Origin of the sequence: Streptomyces sp. NPDC047917 (genome assembly GCF_043204345.1) — a bacterium.
Lineage (GTDB): Bacteria > Actinomycetota > Actinomycetes > Streptomycetales > Streptomycetaceae > Streptomyces > Streptomyces sanglieri.
Window position 1 is genome coordinate 69,621 of record NZ_JBIDCA010000022.1, and the last position, 26,928, is coordinate 96,548.

Consider the following 26,928-nt stretch of genomic DNA (forward strand, 5'->3'; position numbering starts at 1 on the left):
CTGTGACCACCCGCCGCCAGCCCCGCAAGGCTGCCGCCAAGAAGACGACGACCAAGACCACGGCGACCATGCCGGCTGAGACGGCTGGCCTGAGCGAGGCCGCCGACTCGACGGTGGCCACCGAGTCCGCGCCCATCCCCGAGGCTGGTTCCGAGGCGATCGTGACGGCCGCCCGCGCGGAGGCCGACCAGCTGCTCGCCGCCGCGCGCACCGAGGCCGAGGCCATGCTCGCGCAGGCGCGCCGGCAGACGGCCGACGCCGACAGCGCCGCACGGAAGGCCCAGACGGAAGCGGACAGCATCCTCGCCACCGCGACGGATCAGGCCGAGCGGATGCGCAAGCTCACCGGTGAGCAGATCGCGGCGGCCGAGGAGACCGTGCAGCGCGCCCGCACGATCGCCGACGGCGACCTGGCCGCCGCCGAGCAGACCCTCGCCCGCCGCCGCCAGGCCGCGGAGAAGGTCCAGGCCGAGGCGGAAGCCGAGGCCGCCCGGATCGTGGAGGCCGCCCGCGCCCGCGCGCAACAGGTACGCACCGAGGCCGAGCAGGACAAGGACCGCGTCCAGGCCGAGGCCGCCACCACCGCCGAGCACGCCGAACACCTGGTGGAGGAGGCCAAGCAGCGGGCCGAGGACCTGGTGGCCGCTGCCGAGGACGACGCCCGCGCCCGCCGCGAGGCCGCGGCCGGGATGCGCCGGCAGGCGGAGCAGGACTCCGAGCACCTGCGCACCCGGGCCCGCGAGGAAGTCGCGACGGCGGAAGAGGACGCGGCCCGGCTCCTGGACCACGCCCGCGGCCAGGCCGCCGAAGCGCTGCGCGAGGCCGAACAGGACGCCGACGACACACGTGGCGAGGCGCAGCAGGTCCTCGAAGCCGCGCGGGCCCAGGCCGAGGAGGACGTCCTCAAGGTCCGCTCCATCGCGGAGGCCAAGGCGGCCGGCGCCATCTCCAGTGCGGAGACGGCAGCCGCCGGGCGGATCACGGTGGCCGAGAAGGAAGCGGCCCGCCTAGTCGCCGCCGCCAAGGTCGAGGCCGAGCAGGTCCGTTCCCGCTCCCGTGCCGAGCAGCAGACGGCACGCAAGGAACTGGCAGCCACCCGCGAGGAGGTGAACCGGGCCCAGGCCCTCATCGCCCGTCAGGAGAGGACAAGGAACTTCGTCAACACCTGGGGGCCGCGCGTGGCCCTGGGAGCGACGATCGTCCTCACCGCGTCCGGAGAGTTCGCCCTGGCCAAGCTGAGCGGATGGCCCGCGGAGGTCGCCTGGGCGCTGCCCCTGGCGATCGACGTCTACGTCGTGCAGGCGTTCCGCCGGCACCGCGACGTCGCCGGAGCACTGATCCTCATGGTCGCCGCGAACGCGATCTACCACCTCGCCGCCGCGGGCCTGGTCGGCGTCGACAAGAAGGGCCACCCGCTGTGGTGGCTCATCGTCTCGGTCGCCGCCATTGCCCCGTGGGTGATGTGGCGCATCCACCAGATCACCAAGGAGCCTGAGACGGGCCCCGGTGAGACCGGCACCGGCACCGGGTCCGGGCCGGATGAGACGAGGTGCGTCTCATCGGCCGATGAGACCGGACACACCCGGGCCGCCGATCTCAGCGGCCTCGGTGAGACGGTCCCCCACCCGCGCACCGCCCCGGCACCCGTTGCCGAGACGGACGGGGGTGAGACCCCCCGGGCACTTGAGACGGGCCCCACTGAGACGAGTAGTCCGGTGAGCCAGGCTGAGACGGCGTCTCACTTGGGTGAGACGCGCAGGTCAGGCCGTGAGACGGCCTCCTCGGGCGGCGGCGCGGTTCCGGTTCCGCTGCGCCCTGCTGAGACCGGCCGCCCCGCGCTCGCCCGGGACGCTGAGATCGAGGGACAGGTCACCTCGCTGCTCAGTCTCATGTACCGGCGCCAGGGCATCGACTCCGTCTCAGTCGACGAAGCCAAGATGATCCTCGGTGTCTCACGCGCCACTGCCGGACGCCGCCTTGAGATCGCACGCTCCCGCTTCAAGCAGGTCTCGTGAGACCGCACACCGCACGCGCTCTGCGCATCCGCTGATCCGAGAGGAGTTCGACATGAGCAACCTGGAGTACGCAATCGGCATGGTCCTCGCTCTGGTGTCCCTGGCCGCCGTGGTGGTGACGCCGTTCCTGCTGACCCATTCCCGCACGGTGCACGACCACGGCCCCGGCTGCTGGTGGTGCCACCCCCGCCTTCCGCGCCGGCGACAGCCCCGCTGACGTCGCGGAAGAGCCCGACCCCGGCCAGATGTCCGGCACATACCAGTGAAGGCCAGCCCATTCGACCTGGGCTGGCCTTCGCTGCGACTGCCGGAAGCAGTCCCAGCTCCCCCAGTACAGCAGGAGGAAACCCGCCGTGAACAGCAACGACCCCAATCACGTACCTCTGCGCGATGTCGCGCAGAGCCCGGAGGCAACTGCCCGGTACCTGGCCGATGTTCAGCGGGTCCTGCTGGACATCGGAAAGAACCTGGAGACCCTGGCGATCGAGACCCGCGTTCACCTGCGCAAGACGCACGTGGAGGGCGACCGCCGGTACCACGCGCGGCTGCGCGCGATGCCCGTCGAAAGGGCCTTCGGGAATGTTCTCAGGAACCTGAACAACCTCACCGAGGGCCTGGAAAAGAGCGCCTATAAGCGCCGCTCCCACGACGAGGTCGTTGTGAATACAGCCAAGGACAGGAAGGAAAAAGAGCTGGAAAGGCAGCGGAAGAAGAACCCGCAGCAGCTCCAGGTCGCACCCAACTCTCCGCAGCAGGGTGCGCAGAGCCAGAATCCTGGCTATAGTGCTCCTACGTCGATTTACGACCTGGGTAACAGGGAGTCGGCGTGACCCGCCCCCTCAGCAGCGCCGAACGTTCCGCAGAACGGCGGCAGAACTGGCTGAAGGGTGAGGCGGAAAAAGCCCGCGAATCTCGCGGCGAAGCGGGGCAGATGGAATTCTGGCTCCGAATTGCACGATCCCGGATCGCCAAGGATGTCAAATCCGGTCGCGGTGACGTCTACTCCGGATTCGCGCTGATCTGCCGCCTGTTCATCACGGCGCTGGACCAGCGGGTGGAGGGCGACGGACGGATCTGGAACGACCTCCTGCGCTACGCGGACCAGGTCGTGGCGCAGCACCCACCGCGTAACTGAACGTCACCAACGAAGGCCCCGTCAGAACCCTGGCGGGGCCTTCGCCTCGCGTAAAGCGTGCACACGTGCACGTGCACACGCGTGCACACAAGACCCCACGCTCTGTCAAGTCCCTGGAAGGAGGCGCACCGTGTCCGATGTGGACGATCCGAACGGGATCCTGGTCCGCGGCCCGTGGAGCGGTGATTCCTCGTACGTCCCGCCGCCAATCCCGGATTACGCCGACACCGTTTTGACGCCGGAGGACATTCCCGCCGCTCCGCCGGAGTCGCCGGAGGAGACGACCCTGCAATTGCCGCCGATTCCGGCCGCCCCGGAACCGGCAATGGCGCTGCGATCGGAAGGGATTGCGCCGCCGGAAATCGAGGGAGAGGACGGTGAATACGAGGAAGGTGAATATGCCCAGCCTCGTTCCCTTGCTGATCGTCTCGGTGACTGGCTCGAATTCCGGCTGGAAAAAGCGCGGGCGAATCATGAAAGCGAGGCGCCTTTCCGTGAGGCTGAAGTAGCGCGGAAGGCCGCGCTGCTGGAGGGCCGTACCGCGCAGGAAGTCGCGATGATGGAGCAGAACGGAAAGCTCCACGCCGCGATGATGAAAGCGAAGGGCGACAAGGCGGCCGCGCGCGGAAAGTCCGACGCCGACCGCGGGAAGTCGCCCGGCTCCGGACTGGGGGCGGACAAGGGCCGCTCGAAGGCCGGCGGTGGCGGTGGCCCGCGCGGCGGGGGCGGCGGCTCGTCCCGCAACAGTTCAGGTTCCGGCTCGGCCGGGGGCGGCGGCAAGGGCGGCACGAAAGGCCCTGACCGGTCCTCCGGTGGGCGTTCACCCGCATCCGGGCGCGACGGGTCACCCAAGGGCTCGAAAGGCCCCCAGACGGGCCCTGGCGGCTCCGGTCGCAACGGTGGCGGGGGTTCGAAGGACGACCCGGGCCGCGGCCGGAAGAACCAGGCCACCGACGCCCGCCACGAGCGGGCCCGCGGCCGCCAGGAACGCGCCGGCACCCGCCAGGCGGGGCGGCAGGAGCGGCGCACCGCCGGACACGCCGCCGACGTCGCCGACCGGACCAAGGACCGCGACCAGGCCCGCGCCAACCGGCAGACGGAATGGGAGGACCGCCGGGCCAAGCGCCAGGAGCGCGGCGCGGCACGGAAGGCGAAGAAGGCGGAGCGGTCCGCGGCACGGAAGGCGAAGCGGGAAGCAGCCGGCACCGAGGCCGCCAAGGGTGCGGAGAAGGCGGACCTGCCCAAGGAGAAGGACGCCAAGGGCGCTGACGGGAAGGGCGAGAAGACCGGCAAGGACGGTTCTGACGGCGCCTCCAGCGCCGGAAAGAACGAGGGGCCGGGCAAGGACGCAAAGGCCGGTGACGGGCCGTCCAGCGATTCGAAGAAGAGCCGCCGGTCCCGCCGCCGACGTGCCGGCGGGCCCGGCCGGACCCGAGTCCAGGGCCGAAACCGCCGTACCCGCCGTACGGGGCCCCGGGGCCGGAACGAACGGTCGTCGGACGGCCCGTTCGGTGCGGAGGACTCCACCCCCACCGCGGAGTGGCCCGACCATCCCACCCGCCCGCCACGCCCCGCCGCCGGCGGCGGGGACGACATCGAGGACGCGGTCATCGTCCCCGACGAGCCTGCCGCCATGACGACCGGCGCCAGGGGCTTGCCGGCCGCACCCCACTCGCACACACAGCGACCCGGCACCACCCGACCCACCAGCACGAAAGGCAGCAGTGTGAGCAGCTCGAAGGCCAGGGGACCGTCCGCCCAGAGCGGTCTTGGTGTTCAGCACCGCACGGACATCTCGTTCGACGAGTACCTGATGAGCATGGCGACCACCGCCATCGCGGCCGCGTCGCACCAGGAGCGGGCCGAAGCCCTCGCGGAGGCGCTCGGGAAGGTCGCCGACGCACTGCGGGACATGGCCGCCGACCTGGTGGACGACCACAACATCGACACCCGCGTCACCGACCGCATCGCGGACCTGGCCGACTCTGCCGGCCGCATGAAGCTCCAGGCCCGGCGCTGCGCCGCGGACTGCGGTCTGGCCAAGGAGGCCGCCCGGCTCGCGGCCACCCAGGTCGCCCGCGTCTACGGCCAGGACATGGCCGCCAAGGAAGACGTGGGCCTGATGCACGCCTCCGCCGCCGCCCACCACGACTGATCCGGAGAAACCCGCTCATGAGTGACCTCGTACGACAGGGCAGCAAGGCGCCCGTCCCGATCGGCGGCGAGAACCGCTACAAGGCCGTCCAGGCCAAGCTCCGCAAGCTCGGCAGAACACTGGATGCCCTCGCCGACGACCTGGGGACGCTGCGCCGGGACATGAGGGCCACCGCCGAAGAGGCCAGGGGCGTCGCCGTCGACATCGGCCACGCGGACCTGGACGGGAAGTTCGTCGAAATGACCGACCAGGTCGCGGACGCCCTGGGCGCCGCCGCCAACTCGGTCAATGACCTCGGCGCCACCGCGCACGAGGTCGCCACCCAGACCTACCAGGCCAAGCGACTCCACGCCAAGCTCTACCAGGCGCTGGACGACATCCGCTCCAACCGGTCGGTCAAGACACCCAAGGCGGGCTTCTTCACCCGCTGACCCTCCGCCTCAACCCCTCTCACCCCGCCACGGGCGGGCCCCGCACCAAAGGGCCCGCCCGTGCCCGTCTTTGAAGGAGCCCGGTGTCCACGCCACGCATGTCCACGCCGCGCAGTGTCGTGCTCGAACGCCTCGCCTACACCCTCGCCGCGCCCGTGCTGGCCGTGGCACCCAACGTGGTTCCCGACAGCCCCGTCAATCAGGTCGTGCAGCTGGCCGGCGTCGCTGGAATCGGCGGCTGGGTCCTCGCCGCCAAGAGCGACGAGCCCGGCACCGGACGCAGGATCCTGCGCTGGACCCCGCTCGTCCTGGCCGCCGCCGTCGACGTCGCCGCCAAGACCACCACCGGCTGGGGCCCGTACTGGACGGACGGGCTGCTCGCCGTCGGATGGGCGGTCGCCGGCTACTTGGTGATGCCGTTCTCCCGGCACGCCCGCCGAGGCCACCGCCCCGCCCTCGCCGCCCCCGCCCCGCAGCTCCAGCCCGCCGAAGCCGCTCCGGAGCCGTCCGCGCCACGGCCGGACGACGGAGCCGACCTCCTCACCCGCCAGGCGCGGATGCTGTGGGAGCAGGCCGGGATGCCCGCCCGCACGCACATCGTCAAGGCCACCCGGCACCCCGGCCAGCGCCACGACATGACGCTCCTGCTGCGCGCCTCGGAGACAGGGCGGCCGATCTCCGGCCTGTCCGAGGCCGCTGTCGCTGCCCCGTTCGGCGTGCCCGCGAGCGACGTCATCCTCGCGGACGTCGCGATTCAGCCCGGCCGGCAGGGCGGGCCGGGCTGGCTGGAGGCCCGCATCACCCCCGACGCCGGCGAGCGCCGCCGCACCAAGCCGACCGACCAGGAGAAGTGGACGGACCGGGTCGCCAGCTCCAAGGGCGGCGCCCCCGGCTCCGAACTGGTCCACACCACCCGCGACACCGAGCGCGGCGTGACGTTCTACCGGGCGAGGATGGCCGACCCCACCGACACCCCGCGCATCGACCTGCCCAAGCTCTGCCGCGCCCTGGGCCTGCCCGAGGACGACAGCCGCGTCTTCGTGCTGGTCGAAGGAGCCGAGTTCCTGATCAGCGTGTTCGACACCCCACCGCTGTCCCCGAAGTTCCCCGCCACCCGCGAGCTGCTCAGCCCGGACGCCAAGGGCATGTACGTGTGCGGGGTCAGCATCACCGGCCAGCCGGTGCACAACTTCGTGTTCCAGCACGACAAGAACGCCGCCAAGCACGGCCTGGTCCTCGGCGTCACCCGCGGCGGCAAGACGCAGTTCTTCGCCGTCACCATGGTGGCCGAGTCCAACGCCGGACAGATCGTGTGGCTGTCGTCCTGCTTCAAGGACGAGAAGACCACCGCCCTCGGCGAGTACATCGACCGCCAGGGCATCACCCCGCTCTACATGGCCCGCCAGCTGCGCGCGGCCAAGGCCCTGTGCCAGATCCGGGCGGAGATGCCCTGGGCGCACGACGGCAAGCCGCACGACTACAAGCCCGGCGACCCGCGCTGCCCCTACAAGCAACTCAACGTCTACGCGGACGAGTTCATGACCGCGAGCCAGGACCCCGAGTACGGCGAGTTCATCCAGGCCGACGGCGACGCCCTGACCGTCATGGGCCTCAAGTACGGCATCGGCTTCAACCCGGCCGGACAGAGCCCGTTCGCGCACAACGGCTTCTCCACGGAGATGAAGGACAACCTCCGGCAGAACTCGAGGCCGGTCATCTTCAACATGGGCAGCCCCGGCGCCACCCGCAAGGCCGCGGAGGGAACCATGGAGAACGCCTACGACGTCCCGACCATCCCCGCCCGCTACGCCCCCAAGGAAGGCAGCGCGATCGAGCGGGCCATGGCCGGAGAGGCCGAACCCGAGAACGGTGTCTCCACCGGCGGTGTCGCGGTCGTGGTCCTCGACAACGGGCGGGCCGTCCTGATGAAGGCGCTGTACGTGGACTTCGACGAGGACCTGGCCGACCTGTTCCCCGGCGAGGTCCACCGGCTCACCGACTACGAGATCAGCGAGCTGACCAAGCTCGGCCTGTGGTTCGACTGGAGCGATCCCGAGCCGCGGCCCGGCGAGTTCTGGCCCGAGCCCGACGAGGACGACGACGGCGACGGCAAGCCCCGCCGGCGCGGAGGCGGCAGCAAGGGCGGAGGCGGCCGCGGCACCAAGAGCGGCCGCAGCTCCGAGCCGAAGGTCACCTCGCCCCGCCAGGCGCTGGAGGCCATCAGGAGCCTCACCGACGCCTGACCACACACGCACCCATCCCCCCAGGGGCTGGCCTGCCCGAGCGCGGCCGGCCCCATCCGACCCCTGTGAAGGAGCACCACTGCCGTGGCCCTCTCCATCTCCGCCGCCGTGCTGCTGGGCATCATCGTCTTCGTCCTGGTCAAGGGCGGATACGTCCGTGTCGGCTCCATGCTGGCCTGCACGCTGTTCGGGTTCACCCTCGCCGCGACCGGCCTGGCCCCGGTCATCAACACCGGCCTTGCCTCGCTCGCCGGACTGATCTCCAGCCTCTGACTACGCCTCTGTCCAGGGCGGGTCGGGGGTGTAGGTGAGTCCGTCGCAGAAGCGGCAGTACCACTCCGAGGGGACCTCCCACCTGTCGACCCAGAAGCCGACCTGCTTGCCCACGAAGTAGTTCTCGCCACCGCACCACCCGCACTCGAAGACGAACTCCACCTGATCCCCTCCCATTTCCTCGCCCTGTCGGTTCGAGGATGCCCGGGGCTCGGCTGCGATCGCTACCCCGCCCACCGGCACCCACTGCCCCCGCCGCCCGATGCCGAACGGCGCCGCCGGCCACCAACTCCGACGGCGCCCTTCGGCATCGGGCGTACCCCCTCCCCCACACGCCCTCCCGGCCACCACGGCCAGGAGGGAGCTCCCCTTTCCACCTGATCGGAGAACACCCGATGGACCCCCTGCGCACCCAGTCCCAGTCCGGCATGCCCGAGTCCGAGGCTGCGGCCGAAGCCCGCCGCCTGATCGACAACTGGGCGAGCACGCCCGTACACCACCACCCCACCTCCTTCCGCGACGACACCGAGCCGCCCGCCTTCGGCACCAACCCACCCGTGCCGCAGCCCGACCAGCGGATCGTCCCGGCCTGGGCGGCCGGGATCGCTGTCGCCTCCATCGGCGTCGGAGCCGGAGTCACCGGCATCGGCTGCGGCGCCTGGCTCGTACTCCAGGGCCTGGCCTCCGTCAGCCTCGCCGGAGTCCTGATGGTCACTCTGCCGTTCGCAGGCCTCGCCATGGTCGCCACCGCCATCGGCGGTGCGATCAGCAAGGCCCGATCCGCCGTCACCACGAACGTCTACGAGGCCCCGGTCACGCAGAACACGCGGATCAGCAACACCAGCCACCAGCGCGGGATGTTCTCCCGCACCCGCAACGACGTCCGCTGACCCGGGCGCCCCGCGTCGTACCCGAACCCCGCCCACCCGGCCGGGAGTCGAGTACGGGGCAGGCCGCCCGGAGCAGCGGACTCCACCGCCATTGCGTACCGCCATCTCCCGGCCTCGTCCGAGCCTGTCGCACAAGGCCCGGCACCCCAGACCCATCCCATTCCGGCACTGTCATTCGAAGGAGAAGCCGACCGTGGCTGACCACAACGACCGCACCCCGCATGTCCCCGGCCCGCGCCACGAGCGCCCGGCCGATCACGACCAGGCCCTCAACCTCACGCAGCCCCCGCCCGGGAAGCAGCCGCAGCTGGCGGCTCTGCGTGAGTGGTGGGACAACGCCTGGGACGAGGGCGGCATCCTGCACAGCCGCTGGGAAGACCTGCGCCGCGCTCCCGTGCTCGGCTGGCACGGCATGGCGAACTGGATCAAGGCGGCGCTCGGGCTCGCCGGGATCTGTGCGGTCGTCATCCTGCTGGACGGTGCGACCGACGTCCTGGCCGACGCGCTGCACCGCCTGCTGACCGCCGTACCGCGCGTGCAGGTCGCCACCGACACCTCCGACAGTGTGTTCGCCGTGGTCGACCAGCCGATCCGCTCCTACATCGCCGCCCACGCCACCACGCTCCCGATCAGCGCCTCCACCGTCTACACCGTCTGGCAGGCCGTCGGCCTCTTCGGCCTGGTCGGCGGCGCCTTCCGCAGCAGCGGCGCCCGCCTCACCTGGACCGCCTGGGGCGCCGCCAGCATTGCCGCGGTCTACAGCACCACGCCCGCCGACGGCCGCACCATCGCGACCGGACTCGCCGTCCTCGCCTGGACCGCCGCCTCGACGCTTGCGCTGCGCGGACTGACCCTGCGCCCGTCACTGTTCATCCACAACGCGGCCCCCGGCATCGAGATCCGCCCCCAGATCCACGTCCCCACCCCGGCAGCCCCGCCCGCCGAAGACACCCCGGACAACGTGCACCCGCTTCAAAAGCGCTGACCGCTGACCTGCCGCCCTGCCTGGTTCTCGCCCGTTCTGCGGGCGAGGACTGGGCAGGCCGACCGGCCCGAGCTCCACCCGCGCCCGCCGCCCCGCCACCAGGGGCGGCGGGCGCCTGAACGTCCACGCCACCGACGAGGAAGCAGGCCGGGCGCGAGAACCTCGCGACGCGCCGCCAGTTGCGGGAGACGGGCCTGCGCCCCGGCGGCCAGGAACCCGTCGCACGGATCGAATGCCGTGGCGGCAAGCGCTTCGCGTGGCTGTACCGGATCGACCTGGCGAAGCAGAAGGTCCCGATGACCCTCGCCAAGGAGGCCGCGCTCGACAAGGCGATGGCCAAGCGCCAGACCTGCGGCATCTGCCACCGGCGCTACTTCTACTGCATCCCCCTGAAAACCCTGGGCTCGTGCCTGGAGTGCTTCGACGGCACGCCCGCCGACCCCGCCTCCTACATCGCTCCCCCGGCCAAGCACCTGCTGGCCGCCTGATCCGAGAGGACACCAGCCCATGAGCACCGCCACCCTCGCCGCCTTCACCGAGCCGGACCGCCCCAAGAACCTGCTGATCAGATTCATCACGGTCGGCGGCTCGTACGTGGACGTCACCGGACCCGGCGAGCACTCCGACAAGAACCGCTGGGACTGCCACGGCTGCGGCGACTCCTCCGACCGGCCCGAGGAGGACTTCCTGTTCTGCATCCGGCCGGACGCCAACAACCACGCCGCCGCCTGCCGCGCCATCCCGCTGAAGTGACCGCCCGCCACCTGCGCGGCGCCCTGCTGCTGGCCGCCGCCGTCCCGCTCGCCGCGGCGACGGCCGCCGCCGCGCTCAGGGCCAGCCACCTCAAGCTCTACGCCGACCGGCACCGCATCGAGATCCCCCCGCCCTCGCCCCAACTGCCCGCACTGCCACGGCGACGGCGGCTGGTGGGTCGACGGCGCCTTCCCCGAGATGGAGGCGTGTGGCTGCTGGTCCGACCGGCGAGAGCTGCGCATTCGGCTCCTGCCCGCCCCGGCCTGGCCGGACGAACCGCCGTTCTGAACGACCTCCGCCCCAGCCGCACAGGCCGGGACGGAGGCGCACGGGGCCGACCGCAGCATCGGCAAAGAGGCCGGTCGGCCCGCTCCCATCACCCAAATCGAGATCAGGAGAACTCCAGCATGACGCATCGCCCCGCCGCCTTCGCCGCCCTGCTCGGACTGACCCGCGCCGCCAGCGCCATCGGAGATTTTTGGATCCAGGACGACTTCTGCGCCCGCGTGAAGGGCGCCTCCGACGACCACCCGGTCACCTACCAGGACCCCGTCACCGAGAAGAAGACGACCCACGGCACGGCTGATGGCCGTTCCGTGTGCCTCCACCACTGCCTGACCTATACGGCCACGCAGGCGATCGTGGCCGGGGCCGGCGCCCGCGCGCTCGGCATCCGGGTCCACCCGGCCGCCGCCGCGGCCGCGCTCGCCCTCTCGTTCGGAACGCACTACGCCGCGGACCGCAGGGTTCCCGGCAAGGGCCTGCTGGAGAAGATCGCCACCAAGACCGGCAAGGGCGGCTTCTACAAGCTGGCCTCGCACGGGATCAACGGGGCGTTCCACCTGGACTCCGCCTGGCACCACGGCTGGGAGACCGTCGCCGCGCTGATCGCCACCACCAAGGCGACCACGCGGTGACCAGCCCCTCCCGGACCCGTCTGGACCGTGCGCGCGGCTCGCTCGGCATCGCCCAGCTCGCCCTCCAGTAGATCGCGGACGACTTGACCGCCGACGACGTCGACGCCCGCGAGCTTGCCGCGCTCATCACCGAGAACGCCAGCCTGCAGACCCACTACGCCACCCGTGCTCTTGACCCGCAAGGAGAGGCCGAATGAAGCCGTTCCGCATGGACAACGCATTGCCCATCGACACGACGATCCACGACCCGTCGCTGGTCTGCCTGATCGGCGCGGCCGGGTCGGGCAAGAGCACGTGGGCCAGCACCTGGCCCGACACACAGGTCCTGGAACTCGACAGGTTCAGGGCCCTGGTCAGTGACGACGCCGGCTGCCAGGGGTCGACCGACGACGCGGCGTTCGCGTTCCAGGCCGTTCTGGAGGCACGCCTCGCCCGCCGCAAGACGACGGTGGTCGACGCGACGAACTGTGAGAAATCCGTGCGCGCCGATCTGATCGCCACCGCCCGCCGCCACGGCGTGCCCACGGTCGCGCTGGTCATCCCCACCCCGGCCTCCGTGTGCATCGACCGCCAGAAAGGCCGGCCCGTGAACCGGCGCGTACCCGAGCCGGTCGTCCGCGCGCAGCACGCTGCCATGGTCGACGCGTTCCCCGGCCTGCCCGCCGAAGGGTTCGATCACGTCGTCATCGCGGAAAACACCTACCGCCTGAAGAACCTGCTCCAGCGGCTCAGTGACGCCCGCCGAGCGGATCTCGGCTGGGACGGCAGCGAGGGCCTGGGCGACATGCTTCTGGTGCGCCGCTACTTCGGCCCCGAGATCCTGCCGATGTGGCGCTGGCGCGACGGCTCGCAGCTCGCCGACGGCGACCGCGTCGCCGAAGTCCGGCTCGGAGCGGACAGCCTGTATCTCGCCCAGCGCCTCGACATCGATGGCGAGGGCGACGTCGGCTTCGAAGTCCTGATGGGCTGCCCCGTCTTCGCCGACTGCAAGAACGCGGCGTGGGCCCCGGCCTACAACATCACCGACCTCCTGCGCGCCCTGACCGGCGAGCTGATCTACGACCCGGACGTGCGCTGCACCATCCACGGTCAGGACGACCCCGAAGGCCGCGCCGACCTCGAAGCGCAGGCCATGGAGGCGATCTACGGATGACGAAGGCCCCCGAATGCGGCTGGAACCAGGCCGTCTTCCGGTGCGGCCGGTGCGGCGCCGAGCACACCGCCACCACAGAGGACGACTACCTCAAGGCCGTCGATGCTCACCGCGACGCCCACGCCGTATGGGACCGGCTCAACCCCACCGAGCGCGACGGCCTCGTCTCGATCCTGCGCATCATCACGTCCGCGCCGGATCTCGCCGTGGAGCTCCTGGCCCTCGCAGACAAGCAGCACCCGCCGCGAGACGACGCCCAGTGAGCCGCGCCGGCGACGGCCCACACCCGCACCCGCTCACCCCGGCCGGACTCCCGGCCGGGGACCAGTGGGCCCGCGGGTGCCCGAACTGCCACATCCGCATCCAGGGCGGAAGCGCGGGCCTCGCCGCGCACCGCCGCACCGTCCACACCAGCGCGGGCGACCCGCGCCGCCAGATCAACATCCAGTTATGAGCGGCCCGGCCGCTCTCACCACTTCACGGAGGACCGCATGGCCCGCAAGCCCGTCACCTGGTACATCGCCACCCCCGCCGACGGCATCATCGAGATGTCCCGGCAGGCCGGAACCCCGGTGAACCTCGCCGCATCGGTCAACCAGGTCGTCGGCCACCCCAAGCCCTGCGCCAACAAGTGGTTCGACGAGTCCGCCTTCTCGTACTTCCGCATGGTCAAGCGCGTCGGCGAGGCGCTGGAGGACACCGGTATCTGGCCCGTCACCTGGCCCGTGCGGCTGTGGATCGTGGAACCGCTGGGCGAGACCGGCAACTGGAGCCAGCGCCACTACCCCTACCGGCTCCTCTCCCACCAGATCCGCGTCCTCGAGGAGACCGACGCCCACCCCGCGCTCGGGCCCGCCGGCCGCGACGCCCTTGACGTCATCCAGCAGCAGATCCCCGATTGCGCCGCGCGCTGGGCCGCGGACTGGGACGCCGACCCCGAGGGCATGCGCGAGCGGAAGTGGAACTGGGAGCAGTGCGGCAGCCGTACCCGCGCCCGCGGCCAGTGGGCGGAATCGGTGGCCTCCGGAATGTCGTACGCACGCCGCGAGTCGGCCGCCCAGACCTGGATCGAGCACCTCGCACGCAACACCGTCGACCAGGCCCTCGCCGACACCGACGCCAGCATGATGGCCCGCTGCTACGCCTACAGCCGCGCCACCGGCTGCGCGGTCGCCGCCCAGCACCAGGCCCGCTTCGAGCCGTACGTCCTGGACGCGCTGCGCGGCGTCGGCCTCGACTCCCCCACCCCGGCCGCGGCCGCCTGATCTGCACGAACAGAAAAGGCATCCTCGAAAGATGCCTAACGCTTGAAACGCATCCTTAGAGGATGCATTATTGATGATGCGGGGGCCGCCGGCCCCCGCACTCTCCAACCAAGGAGCCTGCCTTGACCACCTCTCAGACCTTCACCGCCACCGCCGCCGGCGCCGTGTGGACCGACGTCATCAGCCACGTCGGCACGGTCAACGTCACCATCGACCCGGCCCTCAAGCACGCGGTCGTCACGGTGAGCACGGGCGCCGACGACGGCCCCCTCGCAGACGCGGTGCGCGGTGCCACGAAGCAGGAGAGCACGCACCAGAGCCTGACCTGCCTTACCGTCCGCGTCCCCAAGGTCCGGGGCAACACGATGACGATGGGCAACTCCACGTTCAGCTTCAACGGCGGCAACATGGTCGTCGGGCAGAACTTCGGCGTCGTCACCGGCTCCGTGACCGGCATGACCATCAGCCACGGCGACGTCATCATCGGCGGCCGCAAGGTCGTCTCCAACGGCCGCGTCGTCGCGGAGCAGGGCACCGTCGTGAGCGGCGGCGGGATGGGCACCATCACCGTCGACGTGCAGCTGCCGAGTGACCAGTCCTCGGTCCGGCTGGAGACCACCAGCGCCGACATCACCGTCCACGGCGACCTCCAGGTCCTGGACGTCCGCTCGGTCTCTGGCGACATCCAGGCCCGCGGCGTGCACACCCTGCGCGGCAACACCACCAGCGGCGACTTCGAGGTGGACCGGGTCGACGCCCGCGTCGACGTCAACTCCGTCTCCGGTGACATCGAGATCGGCGCGTACAACGGCACCGAGTTCCGCGCCAACACCGTCTCCGGCGACGTCCACGTCAGCGCGACCCCGGCCGCCACCGGTGTGATCGACGCCAACACGGTCTCCGGCGACATCACCACGCGCGGCACGGACCCCCTGCGCGAGCGCGTGGGCACCGTCTCCGGCAACCACCGCCGCCGGTGACTTCGCCCCGGGGTGGCCGCCACAGTCGCCAAACTTCACCGGCCACCCCGGGCCTCCCAACCCGCTCCAACAGGAGCAGGGGGCAGACACATCGTCCCTCAACTCCCCAGGAGCCCGACATGACCCCGCGCCCCGACGATGAGGCCCGCACCGAGCTGCGCGACCTGGTCGCCCAGGCCAGCCAGCGCCGCGACGACGGACACGAGCGCATCGAGACCGAGTTCTGGCAGGAGATCGACCGCCTGCAGAAGCGGTACCACGGCGCGCAGCAGGACATCGCCGACGCCCTGAACGTCAAGCGCAACCAAGTCTTGAGGCAGACCAAGCGCTACCGGTCCACGGACCAGCCTGCCGCCAACGACTGACCCCCTCCGGAGCCGTTCCGGCCCCGCCCACACCGGGCCGGAACGGCCCCACCGTCCCCACCCCACGGAGACCTGACGGGCGGCAGCCCAAACCCCTGGCAACGGTGTCCCCGTGCCGCCCCGGCTCCGACCGGGGCGGCACGGGGACACCCCACCGCGACCACGATCCGGAGACTCCCGTGCCCACGGCCATCACCACTGACCGCTTCCCCACCTCACCGCTGGCCCTCCGCACCGCCGACCCTGCCAAGCAGGACCGCATCCGGGCCTTCGCCGCCAGCCAGGCCGCGGTCGCCAGTACCGTCCGGGACGCCCTGGCGAGGATGCTCGCCGCCACGGACGCCCTCGCCGGACGCGTGGCCGCCCTGCGCCTCGCCCACCAGGACGTCACCACCTGGCGGTACGAGATCGCGCTCCGTACCAGTGATCGGCTCGGCACCGGCATCGCCTACAGCGCCGAGAGGTTCCGCACCCCCATCACCGCCGCCACCACCAACTACGACCGGCTCGGCCCCGTGGGCCGCCTGCGCGACGGCGCGACGTGGGACGAGGAGGCCCGTACCTACCAGGGCGGCGTCACCACCCCCGCCTACGACGCGATGGCGGCCTACGGTCGGTTTGCCACCGACCGGTTCGCCGCCGAGCACGTCGTCGGGGACGTCCTCCAGAACTGGGTCACCCTCCCGGACAGGCGCCGGGTGGCCGGCAACCGCATCATCCGCGGCGCCACCGCCCGCCAGATCGGCGCCGAACTCGCCGCTCGGGTCGCTGCCCGCGGCCTTGACGCCACCCGCATGGAAATCGGCGGCACCCCGATGTACACCGCCACCCCCGACCCGGCCGACGGCGACCAGTTGTTCGCCGCCGCGATGGAGATCCTCGCCGACCCCGCCCTCACCCCCGCCGGTTTCGCGACCGCCCGGTACCTGCTCTTCCAGGCCCCGCGCTGCAAGAAGGGCAGCGACGCGGTCATCCGGACTTTCACCGTCGCGGCCGGGGCCGCGCTGCTCGGCACCGACGCACCGGCCCTGTCCGCCGACGCCGACCTGCGCTGCTACGTCCTCGGCCAGGCCATTGCCGCCCGGCCGTAGCTCGCCCCGTCCAGCCACCCGTTCCGACGGCTCCCCGTGCCGCCCCCAGCCGACGGGACGGCGCGGAGGACCGGGCCGCAGCCGGTCTACGCGATGCTCACCCACACCGCTGCGAACCTGCCCCTCCCCGACGTACTCGGCATCAAACGTAACCAGGTCCCGCGGCGGACCAAGCGCTACCGGCCCGCCGACCAGGACACCACCAACGAGTGACGGAGACCCAACATGGGCAACACCGGCCCCGGTACGCGCGACGACCCTGTCGTGACCACCCCCGACACCGTCCCCTCGGGATGCTTCTGGTTCCTCGACCCCGACGGCACCCTCTGCCTCGCACCCGGCTGCATGGCCCGCATCCAGGACCCCGACGCGGAATGCCTGTGCGACACCCTCACCGCCCGCCACAACCGCCTCAAGCAGCGAATGCGAGAGCTGAAGGACCGACAGAAGTACGCCGACACCTGGTGGCACGCCCTGCGCGCAGCGGTCGAGGCGCACCCCGACAAGAAGGCGATCCTCGCCGACGTCAGCCGCCGCACCGGCCGCTGACACCCGCACACAAAAGCGCCCAGGACCGCCGTAGCACCGGCGGCCCCGGGCTTTCCGTCCCATGACAGAGATGAGAAGGAAGCCATGCAGGTCGCATCGGCGTCCAGCAGAGTTGCAGCCCAGATGGGACTGGTTGGTCTGGGGATGCTGCCTGGTGTCGGAGCGTTCGCCGGCGCAGTCGATCCGCGGCAGGTCGCTCAGAGCGCGGACCGGGTACGGGCACTACTCAGCGTGCGTCTACGCAGCCACGATGACGTCCATTTGGTTATGAAGCCGGTTGAAGTACTCACGCCTGTGTTCCTCGAAGAACTCAGCGACGTCGCACAGCGCCATCCACGAGTAGTTCTGTTCTTCGACGTGTACGAGCGCACCGGCCCCCTCCTGAACGTATGGCTGCGCGACGTCGTCTTCAACGAGTGCTTCGGGGCCCTTCCAGCGAACGTCCAGATCGTACTGTCGGGCCAGGGCCGACTGGATGCCGGAATCTGGGGCGACTGGATGGGGCAGATCACAGAGGTCGCTCTGGAGGTGTTCACCGAGGAAGAAGTGAGATCCCTGCTGGCTGGCAAAGGCATCACCGCAGAAGAGGTCGTCGAAGAGGTGCTGCTCCTGTCTGGGCGCCTTCCCCTTCTTGTAGACATGCTCGCCCAGGCCGGCCCTGAGGACGGAGGCGACGAGGTGAAAGTCTCAATTGTCCTGCGCTCTACTGCCTAACCGTCCATCCTGGGCGAATGACTTCCACTGATCCCGCCAGCGCGAACGAGCCGCAGACGATCACGGCGGTGACACGACGTGACATCTTCACGTACCTGCGCGGGTTATCGCGCCCCTGGTGGGGCAAAATGGACGAGGTCACGTTCCTGAAGCGCCTCTACGACCTGGACCAACCTCCAGTCGGCGACAGCCAGCTTCCAACTGTCCGCGCCGATATCCAGCGGCACCGGATCAACAACGAAGACCTGCCCGACGACTGGATCTTCGAAGACGCCCGCTTGGAGCTCTCCCGCGGACCGGACGAGGTACTGCTCGCCTTTCTGGTACGGATGGTCCACCCTGACGTGGCGGCCGACGTCGAGGAGGCTATAAAGCACGTCGAGGAACTGAACCTGCTTCTGGCGCCGGACGGATGGGGTCTGCGTTCGTACGAGTTCCTCTCGGGCCGCCCGCTGTATGAGCCGGTACGAGTTCCGCCTAGCGGGCCGTTAATCCCGCTGCCGCTAGAAAACGAGGACACGGGCAAGCTCGACCTGGTCCTCGGCCAGGCTTTCAGTCTCCTGGACTGCGCTGGCGAAGAGACCGCATGCGACCTGCTCCGCGCCGCGGTCCTGACCCTCCGCCGTGATGGCGGCTTCTTCCATCCGATACCTGGTGACGGTTTGACGGCTGACACCTACGAGGCGGTCCTGACTGTGGAGCGCGAGCTTCTGCCCACCTGCACCCCGGGGGCGAAGGAAGTGATCTGGCGGACGTTGCAGTCTGTGCTCATCCAGCTCGGGCGCCACGACGTCCAGGACCTCGTGGTCGAAGGCGACACTCGGCCGCTGCCCAACATTCCACCGGACTGGCGGACCCAAGCCGCAGCGCCCGCTACCCCCACCCTTCGAGGCCTCCGACTCCCCTTCACCACCACCGAGTTCGATGTCACCCGCAGGGACTTCACCGACCTAGAAATCCGCGGTTCGCAGGACAGTGGTGGGTTCCACTACCTCTACGACACCCGCGCACGCCGGATGATCACCGACTTCGTCCTCGACGACCGCCCTCAGGTAGCCACCTTGTGCAGCGTCACCATAATCAAGAAGGGCGACCACTTCACGCCGAGGATCAAGCTCTGGAAGAAGGACAAGAAGAAAGCTGGGGAAGTCTCCGCCACGCAGACAGTGCCTGAGACCGGGACCACCCGGGCCGTCAAGGCACTCGTCGACACCGGGGAAGTCCACGAGAACTTCTGGAAAGTCATCAACTTCCTCCAGGGCTGCACCAGTCTGAGCACGCCTGGCAGTTCCCTCCAGCCCGTGGCCGGCGACGAGGCCCAACTGGCCCAGCTGCTGACCGGCCAGGACCGGACGACGGTTCTCGGGGCAGTCAGGACAGCCATCGGCGGCGGCCTCACAGAGGAGGACATTCGGCTGATCAGCAACCGCAAGGAACAGCTCCAGAGGTTCGAGCGACTGTTGACCGATCCGAAATACTTCCGGCAGGAGGAGAGCCTGGCAACCACACGCGGGGCGGAGGCGATCTGGCAGGCCTTCTTCGAGGCGAATCAGTGGATATTCGGCTACGGCCTCAACCTCATAGCCTGCGAATCCATCAACGACGGCAAACTGGAACGCATCACCACCGGCGCCAACATCTTCGGCGGAGCCGGGAAACGCATCGACGCCATCATGCGGTCCAAGGGCCTGATCAGCAGCATGCTCTTCTGCGAGATCAAGACCCACGACACCGAACTGCTCTCCAAGACCCCGTACCGTGCGGGCGTCTACCAGGCATCCAAGGAACTCGGCGGCGGCGTGGCGCAAGTGCAAAAGACGGCCAGCAAGGCCCAACAGCTCATCTCCAGCCAGTTCCTCACCCGGATCTACGAGGAAGACGGCACCCCGACAGACACCGAACTGTCCACCACCCGCCCGCGACAGGTCGTGGTGATCGGGAGCTTGCGCGAGTTCACCCACAACGGCGCCGTGAACCCGGAGAAGATGAGCTCTTTCGAGCTGTACCGGACATCCATCCAGGACGTCGAGGTAATCACGTTCGACGAACTCTACGAGCGGGCCTGCTTCATCGTCGAGGATCACTGAGGCGGACCGCTGCCAGGGCGCTCGCCGACACCGCTGGTGTGTTCTGGCGGACCGCTGCCGATTGAGTCGGTGATTGCGCCACTGTCGGCTGTCGGCGACCGAAGCAGATGAAAATGCGCGTTTAGGGATGAATGCGAACGGCAGGAAGGTGGCTCTGGCGCCCTACTGGCAAGGAGGCGGTATGGCGAGACATCCGAACTGCTGACAGGCCGCCAGGGGGCCGTACAGTCGATTTTGCCTGTCCTGAATGGGCATTGAGTGCTCCGAGCGGGTGAAGAGGGTGCGGCCAGCCCTTCCTGAGCCTGCCTTCGCCTTGCAGGACCGCCACGCGCTCCCCCGGCAGGCCGGTCGGTGCGAGCACAGGCAGACACGTCGGCCTCGGCACTCCCTACCTACGCGGAACTAGGCCGTGTGTCGAAAGTTGCTGAGAGGCAACGTTGTGGCGGGCTGGAGCGTCCATGGGATTGCCAGACTCGGCTTGGCCAGGGTGTCTTGAGGGGGGCTTGTGGAGCGGGGCATGGGGAAGCAGGACGGTCCGGGGCGAGAGCTGAACGCTTACGAGAGGGTTCTCGCAGAGGATCGTCGCGTCGTGCGCGAGATGTTCCGCGTGAGCATCGGTGGTGCCCATGCCGGCTTCGTCATAACGGTCTTCATTGTGGTCTTGTTCGCTGCCATTGGCGGCACCGTGTGGGCTCTGATCGTTGGCGGAGCGGTTGCATTCTGGTTCGCCGTCGCCCTTATCGCGGTTGTCGGTGGTGGTCGCCGCGGGTGGGCCGCAGTCAAGCGCGCTTACCTCTTGACATTCGGCTGGGCCGGCTGGCTGTGATTGCCGCGAGGGTATAGCGGACGCGAGCAGGCAGTATCGGCAGCTCCATCCGTCACAGCCATTCTCCGATCGCGGCGACAAGGACGGTGGCTTCGAAGCGGACGGCGAGTTTGTCGAATCGGGTGGCGACCGCCCGGTGTCTCTTGAGCCGGTTGATCCCGCACTCGACCGCATGACGCTCGCGGTAGTCGGCCGGGTCGAAGCGTGGCGGCCGTCCGCCGCGGGCGCCGAGCTTCTGGCGGTTGCGTACCTGGTCGGCCTTGTCGGGATGGTGCAGCGGATCCCCCGGCGGCGCAGGTAGGCGCGGTTCCTGCGGGAGGCATACGCTTTGTCCGCCCGCACCCGGTCGGGGCGGACGCGTGGCCGGCCCGGACCGATGCGGGGCACACGGACCTTCTCCAGCACGGGCTCGAACTGAGGCGAGTCCCCGCGCTGACCGGCCGTGATCACAATCGACATGGGCTTTTGGCCCTGCTCGACGGCCAGGTGCAGCTTGGTGGTGAACCCGCCGCGTGAACGTCCGAGCCCGTGATCGCCGGGCTCGGTGAGCATGCCACCCGGCGGTTCCTTTTGCAGGTCACCCTGCTTGCGGGCCCCGGCCGCATGCTGATGGGCGCGGCACACCGTGGAGTCAACACTCAGGTCCCACACGATCGCCCCCTTGGCGTCGGCCTGGGACTGCAGCCGGGTGAGGATCTGGGCAGGTGCCGTTCCGCTGCCACCGGCGGAACAGGTCATAGACCCGGCTCCACGGTCCGTATTCGACGGGCACGTCCCGCCATGGCACACCGGTCCGGACCCGGAACCGTATGCCGTCGATCAGCTGCCGCCGAGGCCAGACGGGCGGCCGCCCCGCCTTCGTCCCCTTCGGCAGCAGCGGCTCCAGCACCGCCCACTGCTCGTCCGTGAGATCTCCCCGACCCATGAACCATGATCATTCACAGCCCAAGATCCACTTTCGATACACGGCCTAGACCTGCTGAGCAGTTGAGACAAGAAACGCGCATCACCCCGGTGAGGCCTGATGGCTTCACCGGGCCCGGCCGGCGATGAGCTGGGCTCGGAACAAAACGGCCCCGATCTCCTTCCGTTAGGCGGAAGAACGGGGCCGCAGGCATGTCTGTCAGGTCACCGCCGTCACGGGCTAGTCGGCTGCGGAGCTTTCGCGAGCTCCTCTTCCATGACCTTGTGCAGTCGTTTCGTCAGTCTGTGCCGGTCGAGTTCGCCCATCTGTGCCATGAGCGCTTCGAATACCGGCTCCCACCCGCCCGACGGTACCTGCCATCCCTGAGCCGATGGCTTCCGGCTGACTGGCGAACTGGGACTATCCCCGGTCTTTGTGATTGTCGCCTGTGCGGGCACGGACGGTTCGGGGCTCGGCGGATTGATCGGCGCGGTCTGCTCCGTAGCGAGCGACGCCGTCTCTGCTGGTTTGTTGTCCGCGGACAACAAACCAGCAGCCGTGCTTTCGCCGCGCACGCGATCGTCGACGAGCTCCTGCTCAGCCCCGGGTTTGTTGTCCGCGGACAACAAACCGGCACTGCCTTGCTGCCCCAGAACGTGCCGGCCCGCTGTCAACAAACGCTGCTGTTCCTCCCGCTGCTCGATCAGTTCCTCTTTGGCCGAGGCGAGATGCTCCAGGAGGCCAGTCGCGTCCAGTTCAGGGTCATCCTTGAGCCGCCGGGCCAGACTCCGGCCGTCGCGCTCGGAGACTTCGCCGGAGCTGAGCTTTTCTTGCAACTCTTCCGGGAGCGTCAGCAAGGCGAGCTGATTGGTCACCCAGGACCGGTCTTTACCCAGCCGAGCTGCTGCCCGACTGCGCGCGCCCCGCTCCCCCGACTCCTCAGCGCACACGTCAACCAGCTGCTGCACGCCACGTGCACGCTCGATTACGTCGAAGTCCTCGCGCTCCAGATTCTCCGCGAGCAAGTGGTCGATGAAGTCTTCGCGTGAGGCGGCCAGGTCGTCGCGGACAACGAAATCGAGACGGTCGATTCCCACATGCAGGGCGCTCCGGAAGCGGCGCTCTCCGTTGACCAGCACGTACTGGGTGTCGACGCCGATGACCGTCTCGTGATCAGGCCAGAGGTTCAGGTACGTGACACGGCTGACGGCGACACAGGCCGCAAGCTGTGTTTGGCGCAGTTCCTCGCCGAACCGGACCAGCTGCTCATCAGTGCCGAAATTGCGGCGCGGGTTGAGCGGAGTGGGAGAGACCTGATCGAGACTGAGCTTGATCAGCTCGTAGGTGGGAATCGAGCCTTCTGTGATGGCCTTGGCCCGGCCGCGGTCGCTGCGCTTGCGTGCCCGTCCGAACGACGAACTCTCCCCCACCTTGTCGGCGATGCTCATCCCTTGACCCTCTTTGCGATCGAGCGCATGACTTGAGCCTGCTCACAGTCCGGTTCGTAGGCGAGCAGTGGCTCCTTGCGGCGGACTGCCTCGCGCTGTTCCTTGAGTTCCGGAACGATGCCGAGGACCGGCTCGTCCATGCTCTGCCAGGACCGAAGCGACGAGGTGGCGATGTAGCCATTGCGCGCGTCGTAGAGGTTGACGACGAAGCCAATGGTGGTGATCTCCACCTTCAGGTCTTCGCACAGATCGTCCATTTGCTCGGCGAGCATGTCGTACGCGTCGCCAGATGTGTCCTCGGCCTGGACCGGAATGATGATCCCGGACTGGTCAGGTTCTTCGTCTTCGCGGGTACGCCCGTAGTACAGGGCAGTGTCCATGGTGTAACCCAGGCTCGGGGGGCAGTCGAGGAGGATGAAGTCGAAGTCCATTTCCACGTCAGCCAGGACGCGTTCAAGGGCTGTCTCCTTGATGCGTACGGCTCGTGTGGTGGCCAGCTTGGCGTCGAGCAGGAACGCGTCCTTGCAGGAAGGCAGCAGCCACAGACGGTCCTCGAAGTCGCCACCCTTTATGGGGACGAACAGGTCCCTCAGGCTGTCCTCGGCCTCCCCGAGCATGTGCTTGGCGAGACTGGCCGACTCGATCTCCAGCATCTCGTAGCCGAGCTGACGTGTCAGGTGACCTTGCGGGTCGAAGTCGACCAGCAGGGTCTTCATACCCATCTCAGCCAAGGCTTGGGCAACGCCAGCGGACACCGAAGTCTTGCCCACGCCACCCTTCTGGTTGCCGAAGACGATTCGGCGGGCCCCAGTTGTGCGCGGGGGTGCCGGGCGCGGCGACGGGGTCGAGTCCAGCCAGTGCCGGATCGACTGAGCCATCCCCTGGTTGTAGGAGATCTTTTGCGACTTGCTGACGGTCTTCAGCCTGTCGTACAGCCCGGCCGGCAGGTAGGTCGAGAACGAGGTGCCGCCGCTGGTGTCGACAGTGGGGTGGTTCTTCAACTTGATCCAGGAGGTCACCCCGGCCGTGACGGCGTCCTGGATGTCCTCGCTCAACTCTGCGGCGCGCACCTTGAGTTCGCGGCGTAGGTCGGTCGGCAGCTTGGCAACTACCTTTTCCCGATCTTCGGGGCTGTATGGAGCAGTCATGGCGCTACCTTAGTAGCGTTCTGGCTGAAAGCGAATCAGGACAGCCGTGTTGCGGCCAAATCGCCTGCTGCCCCGTAGAGGCGTGAGCCCGTCAGGCCTACGGCGCCGCATGAATACACGCACAGAAGCTGGCAGGTGAGCCGACTGTCGACGTTACTGTCAGACACCTTGTGTACCCTCACGCGGTGATCATTGACCGAAATGCGAATGTCACCCCGAACCGCTTCGAAAGTCCCTGGCTGCGCCGCACGATCGGCAAGCGGATTGGCCGTGCCAACCGCGACGACATGCTGCAGGCGCTCATATGGGTGACCGAAGTGCGCATAGCCGACGATGTCGCTCAGGGCTGGAGCGAACTGCACATGCGCCTTCACCGCGAATGCACCGACGCTGAGAAGCGCCGGGACAGACTCTTGCGGCAGCGCAGCGACCAGATCGCGAGCGGTTGCCATGCGGCTGCATCAGAGCTCGCTGACGAACTACGGGAAGAGCTGCAAGGCGCCGCAGAGGCCCTGATGCAGTGTGCGGCCATTCGTGAACGATTCAGCAAGCGCCTGGGGCTTGACCTCGATAGTGACGGCGGACTACCCCCTGACACCCGTGCTGCCCTGGGCGTCCTCGACGATCAACTGCACTCCGCGAAGGAACGGTTCGGCGCCCTTGTATCGAGGGATCGAGAGGCGCTCCACCGGCTCGCGGAGCGGGAACGCTACAAACGCCGAAGCGCAAGTACGCCCGGCCGGACAATGTCACACATGGACGCGCTGAATCAGGACGGGTTCGACAGCGTCATACAGCAGGCTCTTGAGTGCTCAGGATTCCAGGCAATACGGCGCGGCCCAAGGGTCATTGAGGCCACAAGAAACGGAGCCAGGAGTCTCGTCTTCTGCGCAAACGTTCTCTACCCCAGCGCGCACGGAACGACTGGCGTCCGCATGATCCTCACCGCGCAGCGCGTGGCGGCAGCCGACGCATTTCAAAGACTGCTGGTGATCAGCAATCTGCCATTCATCTCCAGACCAGCAGACAGGATCATGGAAGAGAGAACACCCTCTGCCAGGCTCATGCAGCGGAACGAGCTGCAGCAGTGGGTCGAGTGGGGCATACCGCTGCGGAACGTGCTGGAGGAGAACTGATGCACATCAACTGGAAGACCAAGGCGGCTTTCCCTGACTACGCCAGCGACGTACTCAACGAAGCATTCCGACTTCGAATATCCGAGGCCACGGACGACGACCTGCTGGCGGCCTATCTCCACTGGATCGAGGGCTGCGTCGCCGTCGACTTCATAGTGGCCACCCACCACCTCGCAGAGAAGATCCAGGCAGAACTGCACCACGTCATCGACACTCAGGCCACGCCAGAAGTCAGCCCTTTCCCGGAGGACCATGACCGCGCGCGCCAGGAACTCTGCTCGCGCCTCACCAGGTCTCACCGCGCAGCGACAGAAGCCCTGGAGAGAGCACATGACGCCTGGAGCCAGATGAGCGGGCGGACGGTTCACGACTTCAAAAACCACTACAGCGGCGGGAGCGACGCGGCATCAGGCGTTCTCGAGGACGTCGGCGTCCTGAAGAACCAAGTGAACCAGGCCGAGCGGAATATGCTCAACGCCCTGGCAGTGCACCGTGACGAGATGCACCGCGTGGCACTGCTTGAACATCAACTGGAGCAGTTCCTCAATTCCGACGAAAGCCACGCCTTGCAAGACATCCACGTCATGTCACCAGCGGCGTTTGAACAGACGGTGGCGGGACTGGTGAGGAGGGATGGACTGCATGTCATCCGTGATGGCGGCGGATCCCGGGACCTGGGAGCAGACGTGATAGCGGTGACCCCTGACAACCTCAGGGTGGTGATCCAGTGCAAACACCGACAGGCTGGGCTCGGCAAAGTGGGATCGCCCGACATGCAGACGCTCAACGGCACCGCCCGTCCCGAACACAAAGCAGACATTGTCGTCGCAGTGACCAACGGGACGTTCACCAAACCCGCCTCCGACTTCGCCTACACGCACGACATTCACCTGCTGGACCAGGAGCGACTCCAGCGATGGGCCACCTGGGGCGAGCCACTGCTCTCGGTCCTGCAGATTTCTACAAACACGCACCCAAGTGCCCCGGCGGCCTGACCCGTTGACCCAAGTGACGACGAGGCGCCACTGACAAGCGCTGTCGCGCTGCCAGGCAGTTTGTTGTCCGCGGACAACAAACTCGGCGCGCCAGAGAGTGTCGAGCACTCCCCCAGCATGTTGTCCGCGGACAACAAACACCATCTGTGGTGGCACGGGCGTGCCGCAGGACTCGCTCGTGCTTGAGATCGCTACGGGTGAAGGCCCCTGTTCACTGACAACCCAAGGGCTCCTTCGTTGAACACATGGACCAGGCCAACCACCATGAGAGTGTGGCCAGGTGGCGCAGAAACAGGAGGGGGAGCGCATGACTAGGGGAACCACCACGCTCCAGCTGACGCGCACTCACCGGATACTCATCGGTCTCGTGGTCGTCGGAGCGGTGCTCATCGCCGCGATCGGGTTCGCGGGGTCGTACGCGGCGGTGCGCGAGCTCGCCCTCCAGAAGGGTTTCGGGGACTTCTCGCTGG

The 26,928-nt window shown here is 68.6% G+C and carries 29 protein-coding genes and 3 pseudogenes; 28 read left to right on the plus strand and 4 right to left on the minus strand.

Annotated elements, in window-relative coordinates; all coding sequences use genetic code 11:
* Positions 1-2 precede the first annotated feature (2 nt).
* The 8 genes from ACGF8B_RS39485 to ACGF8B_RS39520 all read left to right on the plus strand — a co-directional run bounded on the left by ACGF8B_RS39485 (position 3) and on the right by ACGF8B_RS39520 (position 8,252).
* Positions 3-2,015 (plus strand): hypothetical protein, encoded by a 2,013-nt coding sequence (locus tag ACGF8B_RS39485; protein WP_392747456.1) that lies wholly within the window; start codon positions 3-5, stop codon positions 2,013-2,015.
* 52 nt (positions 2,016-2,067) lie between these two features.
* On the plus strand, positions 2,068-2,232 hold the full coding sequence (locus ACGF8B_RS39490) for a hypothetical protein (protein ID WP_392747458.1): 165 nt from the start codon (positions 2,068-2,070) through the stop codon (positions 2,230-2,232).
* Positions 2,233-2,368: 136 nt separating this feature from the next.
* Positions 2,369-2,845 carry a hypothetical protein gene (locus ACGF8B_RS39495; RefSeq protein ID WP_392747459.1) on the plus strand — a complete coding sequence of 159 codons (477 nt, stop codon included), beginning with the start codon at positions 2,369-2,371 and terminating at the stop codon, positions 2,843-2,845.
* On the plus strand, positions 2,842-3,150 hold the full coding sequence (locus ACGF8B_RS39500) for a hypothetical protein (protein ID WP_392747461.1): 309 nt from the start codon (positions 2,842-2,844) through the stop codon (positions 3,148-3,150). The genes ACGF8B_RS39495 and ACGF8B_RS39500 overlap by 4 nt, the downstream gene beginning before the upstream one ends.
* Before the next feature lie 556 nt (positions 3,151-3,706).
* Positions 3,707-5,305, plus strand: coding sequence for an ATP/GTP-binding protein (locus ACGF8B_RS39505; RefSeq protein ID WP_392747462.1), 1,599 nt, complete (start codon positions 3,707-3,709; stop codon positions 5,303-5,305).
* A 17-nt stretch (positions 5,306-5,322) separates the two neighbouring features.
* Positions 5,323-5,736: a conjugal transfer protein TraB gene (locus ACGF8B_RS39510; RefSeq protein ID WP_392747464.1), complete on the plus strand. Its 414-nt coding sequence runs from the start codon at positions 5,323-5,325 to the stop codon at positions 5,734-5,736.
* Positions 5,737-5,834: 98 nt separating this feature from the next.
* Positions 5,835-7,979: a chromosome segregation protein ParM gene (locus ACGF8B_RS39515; protein ID WP_392747505.1), complete on the plus strand. Its 2,145-nt coding sequence runs from the start codon at positions 5,835-5,837 to the stop codon at positions 7,977-7,979.
* 84 nt (positions 7,980-8,063) lie between these two features.
* On the plus strand, positions 8,064-8,252 hold the full coding sequence (locus ACGF8B_RS39520; RefSeq protein WP_392747465.1) for a hypothetical protein: 189 nt from the start codon (positions 8,064-8,066) through the stop codon (positions 8,250-8,252).
* Here the strand turns inward: ACGF8B_RS39520 and ACGF8B_RS39525 are convergent, their stop codons facing one another.
* A complete protein-coding gene (locus ACGF8B_RS39525; protein WP_392747466.1) occupies positions 8,253-8,429 on the minus strand; it encodes a hypothetical protein in 177 nt (58 codons plus the stop codon).
* Between the two features lie 218 nt (positions 8,430-8,647).
* On the opposite strand from ACGF8B_RS39525, the gene ACGF8B_RS39530 reads away from it, so the two are divergent.
* From ACGF8B_RS39530 to ACGF8B_RS39610, 17 genes and pseudogenes are all read left to right on the plus strand, one after another.
* Entirely contained in the window at positions 8,648-9,142 is a 495-nt protein-coding gene (locus ACGF8B_RS39530) for a hypothetical protein (RefSeq protein WP_392747467.1), read from the plus strand.
* 193 nt (positions 9,143-9,335) lie between these two features.
* Positions 9,336-10,127 carry a hypothetical protein gene (locus ACGF8B_RS39535; protein WP_392747468.1) on the plus strand — a complete coding sequence of 264 codons (792 nt, stop codon included), beginning with the start codon at positions 9,336-9,338 and terminating at the stop codon, positions 10,125-10,127.
* 161 nt (positions 10,128-10,288) lie between these two features.
* Positions 10,289-10,615: pseudogene (locus tag ACGF8B_RS39540) on the plus strand (RRQRL motif-containing zinc-binding protein); the annotation flags it as partial.
* Between the two features lie 19 nt (positions 10,616-10,634).
* Positions 10,635-10,880: a hypothetical protein gene (locus ACGF8B_RS39545; RefSeq protein ID WP_392747469.1), complete on the plus strand. Its 246-nt coding sequence runs from the start codon at positions 10,635-10,637 to the stop codon at positions 10,878-10,880.
* A pseudogene (locus tag ACGF8B_RS39550) lies at positions 10,877-11,168 on the plus strand (hypothetical protein). Before ACGF8B_RS39545 ends, ACGF8B_RS39550 begins: the two are co-directional and overlap by 4 nt.
* 119 nt (positions 11,169-11,287) lie before the next feature.
* Entirely contained in the window at positions 11,288-11,797 is a 510-nt protein-coding gene (locus ACGF8B_RS39555) for a hypothetical protein (protein WP_392747471.1), read from the plus strand.
* A gap of 193 nt (positions 11,798-11,990) precedes the next feature.
* The gene (locus ACGF8B_RS39560) at positions 11,991-12,950 is read left to right on the plus strand and encodes an AAA family ATPase (protein WP_392747473.1); all 960 of its coding nucleotides are present in this window, start codon (positions 11,991-11,993) and stop codon (positions 12,948-12,950) included.
* Positions 12,947-13,213: a hypothetical protein gene (locus ACGF8B_RS39565; RefSeq protein WP_392747474.1), complete on the plus strand. Its 267-nt coding sequence runs from the start codon at positions 12,947-12,949 to the stop codon at positions 13,211-13,213. Before ACGF8B_RS39560 ends, ACGF8B_RS39565 begins: the two co-directional genes overlap by 4 nt.
* A complete protein-coding gene (locus ACGF8B_RS39570) occupies positions 13,210-13,404 on the plus strand; it encodes a hypothetical protein (RefSeq protein ID WP_392747475.1) in 195 nt (64 codons plus the stop codon). The genes ACGF8B_RS39565 and ACGF8B_RS39570 overlap by 4 nt, the downstream gene beginning before the upstream one ends.
* A 37-nt stretch (positions 13,405-13,441) precedes the next feature.
* Positions 13,442-14,215: a hypothetical protein gene (locus ACGF8B_RS39575; RefSeq protein ID WP_392747477.1), complete on the plus strand. Its 774-nt coding sequence runs from the start codon at positions 13,442-13,444 to the stop codon at positions 14,213-14,215.
* Between the two features lie 122 nt (positions 14,216-14,337).
* Positions 14,338-15,195 (plus strand): DUF4097 family beta strand repeat-containing protein, encoded by an 858-nt coding sequence (locus ACGF8B_RS39580; protein ID WP_392747479.1) that lies wholly within the window; start codon positions 14,338-14,340, stop codon positions 15,193-15,195.
* 119 nt (positions 15,196-15,314) lie between these two features.
* Positions 15,315-15,560, plus strand: coding sequence for a hypothetical protein (locus ACGF8B_RS39585; protein ID WP_392747481.1), 246 nt, complete (start codon positions 15,315-15,317; stop codon positions 15,558-15,560).
* A gap of 179 nt (positions 15,561-15,739) precedes the next feature.
* On the plus strand, positions 15,740-16,651 hold the full coding sequence (locus ACGF8B_RS39590) for a hypothetical protein (protein ID WP_392747483.1): 912 nt from the start codon (positions 15,740-15,742) through the stop codon (positions 16,649-16,651).
* Positions 16,652-16,876: 225 nt separating this feature from the next.
* Complete coding sequence (locus tag ACGF8B_RS39595; protein WP_392747485.1) at positions 16,877-17,200, plus strand: hypothetical protein; 324 nt, start codon at positions 16,877-16,879, stop codon at positions 17,198-17,200.
* An 84-nt stretch (positions 17,201-17,284) separates the two neighbouring features.
* Entirely contained in the window at positions 17,285-17,914 is a 630-nt protein-coding gene (locus ACGF8B_RS39600; RefSeq protein WP_392747487.1) for a hypothetical protein, read from the plus strand.
* 17 nt (positions 17,915-17,931) lie between these two features.
* Entirely contained in the window at positions 17,932-20,001 is a 2,070-nt protein-coding gene (locus ACGF8B_RS39605) for a Shedu anti-phage system protein SduA domain-containing protein (protein WP_392747489.1), read from the plus strand.
* Positions 20,002-20,518: 517 nt separating this feature from the next.
* Positions 20,519-20,827 (plus strand): hypothetical protein, encoded by a 309-nt coding sequence (locus ACGF8B_RS39610; RefSeq protein WP_365522520.1) that lies wholly within the window; start codon positions 20,519-20,521, stop codon positions 20,825-20,827.
* Positions 20,828-20,879: 52 nt separating this feature from the next.
* Here the strand turns inward: ACGF8B_RS39610 and ACGF8B_RS39615 are convergent.
* The 3 genes and pseudogenes from ACGF8B_RS39615 to ACGF8B_RS39625 all read right to left on the minus strand — a co-directional run bounded on the left by ACGF8B_RS39615 (position 20,880) and on the right by ACGF8B_RS39625 (position 24,327).
* Positions 20,880-21,752, minus strand: a pseudogene (locus ACGF8B_RS39615) (IS5 family transposase).
* A gap of 212 nt (positions 21,753-21,964) precedes the next feature.
* A complete protein-coding gene (locus tag ACGF8B_RS39620; protein ID WP_392747491.1) occupies positions 21,965-23,179 on the minus strand; it encodes a ParB/RepB/Spo0J family partition protein in 1,215 nt (404 codons plus the stop codon).
* Positions 23,176-24,327, minus strand: a complete 1,152-nt coding sequence (locus tag ACGF8B_RS39625) for a ParA family protein (protein WP_392747493.1) — start codon at positions 24,325-24,327, stop codon at positions 23,176-23,178. Before ACGF8B_RS39625 ends, ACGF8B_RS39620 begins: the two co-directional genes overlap by 4 nt.
* Before the next feature lie 185 nt (positions 24,328-24,512).
* Here ACGF8B_RS39625 and ACGF8B_RS39630 point away from each other — a divergent pair, with 185 nt between their 5' ends.
* The 3 genes from ACGF8B_RS39630 to ACGF8B_RS39640 all read left to right on the plus strand — a co-directional run.
* Positions 24,513-25,463 carry a hypothetical protein gene (locus ACGF8B_RS39630; RefSeq protein WP_392747495.1) on the plus strand — a complete coding sequence of 317 codons (951 nt, stop codon included), beginning with the start codon at positions 24,513-24,515 and terminating at the stop codon, positions 25,461-25,463.
* The gene (locus tag ACGF8B_RS39635) at positions 25,463-26,458 is read left to right on the plus strand and encodes a restriction endonuclease (protein WP_392747496.1); all 996 of its coding nucleotides are present in this window, start codon (positions 25,463-25,465) and stop codon (positions 26,456-26,458) included. The genes ACGF8B_RS39630 and ACGF8B_RS39635 overlap by 1 nt, the downstream gene beginning before the upstream one ends.
* 307 nt (positions 26,459-26,765) lie before the next feature.
* Positions 26,766-26,928 (plus strand): DUF2637 domain-containing protein (locus tag ACGF8B_RS39640; protein WP_392747506.1); only part of this gene is annotated, 163 nt, incomplete at its 3' end.

Bases quoted from the DNA above. Each gene is read 5' to 3' on its own strand.
- ACGF8B_RS39490 (WP_392747458.1), top strand. From the start codon at position 2,068: ATGAGCAACCTGGAGTACGCAATCGGCATGGTCCTCGCTCTGGTGTCC.
- ACGF8B_RS39505 (WP_392747462.1), top strand. From the start codon at position 3,707: ATGATGGAGCAGAACGGAAAGCTCCACGCCGCGATGATGAAAGCGAAG.
- ACGF8B_RS39510 (WP_392747464.1), top strand. From the start codon at position 5,323: ATGAGTGACCTCGTACGACAGGGCAGCAAGGCGCCCGTCCCGATCGGC.
- ACGF8B_RS39515 (WP_392747505.1), top strand. From the start codon at position 5,835: ATGTCCACGCCGCGCAGTGTCGTGCTCGAACGCCTCGCCTACACCCTC.
- ACGF8B_RS39525 (WP_392747466.1), bottom strand. From the start codon at position 8,429: ATGGGAGGGGATCAGGTGGAGTTCGTCTTCGAGTGCGGGTGGTGCGGT.
- ACGF8B_RS39530 (WP_392747467.1), top strand. From the start codon at position 8,648: ATGGACCCCCTGCGCACCCAGTCCCAGTCCGGCATGCCCGAGTCCGAG.
- ACGF8B_RS39545 (WP_392747469.1), top strand. From the start codon at position 10,635: ATGAGCACCGCCACCCTCGCCGCCTTCACCGAGCCGGACCGCCCCAAG.
- ACGF8B_RS39555 (WP_392747471.1), top strand. From the start codon at position 11,288: ATGACGCATCGCCCCGCCGCCTTCGCCGCCCTGCTCGGACTGACCCGC.
- ACGF8B_RS39560 (WP_392747473.1), top strand. From the start codon at position 11,991: ATGAAGCCGTTCCGCATGGACAACGCATTGCCCATCGACACGACGATC.
- ACGF8B_RS39565 (WP_392747474.1), top strand. From the start codon at position 12,947: ATGACGAAGGCCCCCGAATGCGGCTGGAACCAGGCCGTCTTCCGGTGC.
- ACGF8B_RS39575 (WP_392747477.1), top strand. From the start codon at position 13,442: ATGGCCCGCAAGCCCGTCACCTGGTACATCGCCACCCCCGCCGACGGC.
- ACGF8B_RS39585 (WP_392747481.1), top strand. From the start codon at position 15,315: ATGACCCCGCGCCCCGACGATGAGGCCCGCACCGAGCTGCGCGACCTG.
- ACGF8B_RS39595 (WP_392747485.1), top strand. From the start codon at position 16,877: ATGGGCAACACCGGCCCCGGTACGCGCGACGACCCTGTCGTGACCACC.
- ACGF8B_RS39600 (WP_392747487.1), top strand. From the start codon at position 17,285: ATGCAGGTCGCATCGGCGTCCAGCAGAGTTGCAGCCCAGATGGGACTG.
- ACGF8B_RS39605 (WP_392747489.1), top strand. From the start codon at position 17,932: ATGACTTCCACTGATCCCGCCAGCGCGAACGAGCCGCAGACGATCACG.
- ACGF8B_RS39610 (WP_365522520.1), top strand. From the start codon at position 20,519: ATGGGGAAGCAGGACGGTCCGGGGCGAGAGCTGAACGCTTACGAGAGG.
- ACGF8B_RS39620 (WP_392747491.1), bottom strand. From the start codon at position 23,179: ATGAGCATCGCCGACAAGGTGGGGGAGAGTTCGTCGTTCGGACGGGCA.
- ACGF8B_RS39625 (WP_392747493.1), bottom strand. From the start codon at position 24,327: ATGACTGCTCCATACAGCCCCGAAGATCGGGAAAAGGTAGTTGCCAAG.
- ACGF8B_RS39635 (WP_392747496.1), top strand. From the start codon at position 25,463: ATGCACATCAACTGGAAGACCAAGGCGGCTTTCCCTGACTACGCCAGC.